The organism is Streptomyces hainanensis (assembly GCF_004348415.1).
Taxonomy (GTDB): Bacteria; Actinomycetota; Actinomycetes; order Streptomycetales; family Streptomycetaceae; genus Streptomyces; species Streptomyces hainanensis.
Genome location: NZ_SMKI01000595.1, coordinates 1 through 4,056 on the forward strand (window position 1 = coordinate 1; position 4,056 = coordinate 4,056).

4 protein-coding genes are annotated in these 4,056 nt (G+C 71.9%); 2 read left to right on the plus strand and 2 right to left on the minus strand.

Annotated features, from left to right (window positions below):
* Window positions 1-107: 107 nt before the first annotated feature.
* Together E1283_RS33150 and E1283_RS33155 are read left to right on the plus strand one after the other, a co-directional pair.
* Window positions 108-611: a MerR family transcriptional regulator gene (locus tag E1283_RS33150; RefSeq protein ID WP_132821872.1), complete on the plus strand. Its 504-nt coding sequence runs from the start codon at window positions 108-110 to the stop codon at window positions 609-611.
* Complete coding sequence (locus E1283_RS33155) at window positions 608-1,624, plus strand: aldo/keto reductase (protein WP_132821873.1); 1,017 nt, start codon at window positions 608-610, stop codon at window positions 1,622-1,624. Before E1283_RS33150 ends, E1283_RS33155 begins: the two co-directional genes overlap by 4 nt.
* Window positions 1,625-1,693: 69 nt before the next feature.
* Here E1283_RS33155 and E1283_RS33160 read toward each other — a convergent pair whose 3' ends face one another.
* Together E1283_RS33160 and E1283_RS33165 are read right to left on the minus strand one after the other, a co-directional pair.
* Window positions 1,694-2,563, minus strand: a complete 870-nt coding sequence (locus E1283_RS33160; RefSeq protein WP_132821874.1) for a DUF4429 domain-containing protein — start codon at window positions 2,561-2,563, stop codon at window positions 1,694-1,696.
* Between the two features lie 74 nt (window positions 2,564-2,637).
* Complete coding sequence (locus tag E1283_RS33165) at window positions 2,638-3,777, minus strand: alpha/beta hydrolase (RefSeq protein ID WP_243745272.1); 1,140 nt, start codon at window positions 3,775-3,777, stop codon at window positions 2,638-2,640.
* Between the last annotated feature and the right edge of the window lie 279 nt (window positions 3,778-4,056).

A 4,056-nucleotide genomic window follows, 5' to 3' on the forward strand; every position in this document is an offset into this window, starting at 1 on the left:
GTATAAGAGACAGGTGGGGATACCACACCGGGGGAGAGGAATGGAGGTTTCCGTTTTTCTTGGCGGAGGCTTGCTTGGAGTGCACTCCAAGCTCTTAGCGTTCGGGTATGACCCTGACGCAGCGACTGACACCACCGGGACCTGGCGACGAGCACGTCGGCGACGCCGCCCAGGACGACTCCTGTGTGTCCGTGGAAAGCGCGCACCCCAGGCCGGACGGGCAGGACCGCTACACCATCAGCGAGGTGGTCGCGCACACCGGGCTCAGTGCCCACACGCTCCGCTGGTACGAACGCATCGGCCTGATGCCGCACATCGACCGTTCACACACCGGTCAGCGGCGATACAGCAACCGTGACCTGGAGTGGCTGGCGTTCGTCGGTAAGCTCCGGCTCACCGGCATGGCGGTCGCCGACATGGTCCGCTACGCCGAGCTCGTCCGGGAGGGGGACCACACCTACGACGAGCGGCGCGCGCTGCTCTGCGCCACCAGGGAGAACGTTCAGGCCAGGATCAGCGAGCTGCGGGATACGCTCGCCGTACTCAACTTCAAGATCGAGTTCTACGCAGAGGCCACCGCGGTATCGGAAAGGGCGCTTCACCCAGCATGAGTGACACCACGATCGACACTGTACGTCTCGGCGAGGGCGGCCCGGAGGTGGGCGTCCAGGGCCTGGGCTGCATGGGCATGAGCTTCGCCTACGGCCCCACCGACACGGACGAGGCGCGCGCCACGCTCGAGCGCGCGCTCGAGCTCGGCGTCACCTTCTACGACACGGCCGACTTCTACGGCCTGGGCGAGAACGAGAAGTTCCTCGCCCCGTTCGTCCGCGCGCACCGCGACGAGATCACCGTCGCCACCAAGTTCGCGTTGCAACTCGACCCGGCCGACCCGACCAAGCGGCTGATCAGGAACGACCGGCCCTACATCCGGCAGGCCGTCGAGGACAGCCTCAAGCGCCTGGAGGTCGACGTGATCGACCTCTACTACATGCACCGCAGGGACCCGGCGGTGCCGATCGAGGAGACCGTCGGCGCCATGGCCGAGCTGGTCGCCGAGGGCAAGGTGCGGTGGCTCGGGCTGAGCGAGGTCACCGGCGCCGAGCTGCGGGCGGCCCACGCGGTCCACCCGATCGCGGCCGTGCAGTCCGAGTGGTCCCTGTTCTCCCGGGACGTGGAGCGGACGGCGGTCCCGGCGGCCCGCGACCTCGGCGTGGCCTTCGTGCCGTACTCGCCGCTCGGCCGCGGCTTCCTGACCGGCTCGTTCACCGACGCCACCAAGGAGCTCGGGGCGGACGACTTCCGCCGCCAGCAGCCGCGCTTCGTCGGCGACAACGCCACCGCCAACCGCGCCCTGCTGGAGCCGATCCGCCGGATCGCGGAGGCCCACGACGCCACCCTCGGGCAGGTCGCGCTGGCCTGGGTGCAGCGGCAGGCCGACGTGTGGGCCCTGCCGGTCGTGCCGATCCCCGGCACCCGCCGCCCGACCCGGGTGACCGAGAACGCGGCGGCGACGCGGCTCGGCCTCTCCTCCGAGGAGCTCGCCGAGCTGGACGAGATCGCGGGCCGGGTGGCGGGCGACCGTTACGCGGACATGACCTTCTCGTCCGCCTCGCGCGACTGACCCACCCCGACCGGCGCCGGCCGCCTCCCCCGCGAGACGGGGGGAGGCGGCCGGCGCGGTGTCTTGGGGTCAGAGCTCGGCGAGCAGCTCCGTCTTCTTCGTGGTGAACTCCTTGTCGGTCAGCAGCCCGGCCGAGTGCAGCTCGCCGAGGTGCCGGATGCGGTCCGCGATGTCCGCCGGGTCGGCCCGGTGGTTGCGGTGGGCGGGCGCGTCCGACGACTCGGCCGCGCGGACGGCCTCCAGGACCGCGGCGGCCAGCGGCAGCGACTCGTGGACCAGGCCGTAGCCGAGGCCGAAGACGACGGCCGCCGGGTCCTGGTCCGCCGCCTCGGTGCCCTCCACCGGCTTGCCGTCCTTGCCGCGCCGCAGCAGCCGCAGGTGGCCGCCGGCTATCTCCGGGGAACGCCACTCCACCTCGGCCAGCTCCGTCACCGCGAACGACTGGTCCCCCGCCTTCCACTTGGCCGACGACGCGCCCGTCCAGAACCAGCGGAAGGAGACCACCGCGCCGTCGAAGGACACCTTCCCGTCGTACGCCTTGAAGTTCAGCGGCGCCGGCGGAGCGGCCACCAGGTACTCGCCGGCCTCCTCGTCGGCCCGGGGGCCGAGGGCGGAGCGCAGCTCGCTCGCGTAGTAGTCGGCGAGCAGTTCGCGCTCGACCGGTAGCAACAGCCGGTACGGGTCGGCGGAGGCCCGCAGCTGCCCCGCCGCGACGTCGAGCAGTGGATCGGCCCCGAGGCGCGGGACGGCGTGCAGCACCACCGTCCCCTTGCGGGGGCCACGCACCAGGTCTACCGAGCTCAACGCCTCGTAGGGGATGCGGCGCTCGCCGAGCACCTGGAGCAGCCTTGGTGTGCGCATTCCCCGTTCGAAGCGGATGAGCACGGAGTCGGTGTCGAACTCCCATGTGGAGTGGATTCCGGCCAGCACATCACCCATGCGGGTCATCGTAAGCTCCGGGGCTGACGAAACGGCTTCCCCCGGATGGGTGTGTTCCTGTCACATTCTGTCGGTCATGTGGCGTGGGAGGCGCACGGGTCAAGCGGGGCGCACGACAGCACGCCGGGGGCGCACGTCACGTCGTTCACCTCGCCGGTGCCGACGAGGGCCAGATTGGTCAGGCTCGTCTCGCCCGGGGTGAAGTAGCCGCTGTGCCCCTCGGCCCCACCAGCACTGAGCAGCCGGGCGCCGAAGTCCGGCGTCACCGGGTCCTGGCCGAAGCCGATCGGGCCGATCTCCATGTGCGGAACGTCCTCGATCCAGTCGTCGTTCGCCCTTATCGCCCAGACCCGGGCCGTGGTGCCCAGGTCACCCACGTCGGAGGCGCGCATGCCGGGGCTGCCGGCCACCGCGATGTCGCTCACCCGGCCCGGCAGCTCGGCCGCGGCCACCCCGCACACCACGGAGCCGTAGGAGTGGCAGAAGAGCGCCACCCGCGCGTCGCCCGGCAGGGCCCCGACCGCGTCCACCAGCCGGTCGGCGCCGGCGGTGGCGAGCTCGGCGGTGGCCGCCGACATGGCGATGCTGGGCGGCGCGTCGTAGTCGGCCCACGCGATCACGGCGGTCGACTCCCCGTCGGCCACCGCCCGCTCCTCGTCGTAGAGCGCCTGCGCCATGCCGACGGGGGCGCTGTACCTGCCGGCGGTGCGCTCGAAGTTCAGCAGGCCGCTGTCGACGCCGGGCACGACGACGGAGATCCGGTCGGCCGACTCCAGATCCCCCATCACCTCGGCGGCCCGGCCGCGCCCCGTCGGGTCGAAGGCGAGGATCTGCCGGCCCTCGGACAGCATCGACTCGTAACGGTGCATCCGCCGGCCGGCCTCCCGCTGCCCGGTCGGCGACAGCCGCTCGTCGTTCATCCGGGCCCGCTCGGCGACGACGGCCTCCGCGAGCCCGTACCGGTTGGCGAGGTAGCGCAGCTGGACGGGGGCGCCGTCGAGGTTTCCGACCACCAGCGGGTACCGCTCGGCCAGCCGCCGCTGCTGGGCGACGGACAGCCCGGCGAAGAAGTCGGTGAGGCGGGCGGGGGACGCGTCCGGATCCGGCAGCGGACCGCCGGCGACGTGACCGTCCTCCCAGGCGCCGAGCTCCTGCTCGTACACGTCGGGCCTGGGCTCGGCGCGGCTGGACAGCCAGCCGGCGGTTACCAGCACAACGAACACCACCGCCAGCGGGAGCAGAACGCGCCGTGCGGTGGTCGGGAGAAGGCCGGACTTACCTCGTGGAACGGGACGAAATTTCAGCACTGCGTCGTCATCATACGGGGCGGGCGTGGCCGCCCTCCCCGGCTGGCCGTGGTTTCTCCCACCCACGAGACCTTTCCCGGCCTCCGGCGGGCGCCCGGCGCCGCCGCCCCATGCCCCGACGGGGCCGGAGCTTCACATAGCCCAGTTCGATGCGCCCCAGCACCGGATGGTCGAACAACCGCACCG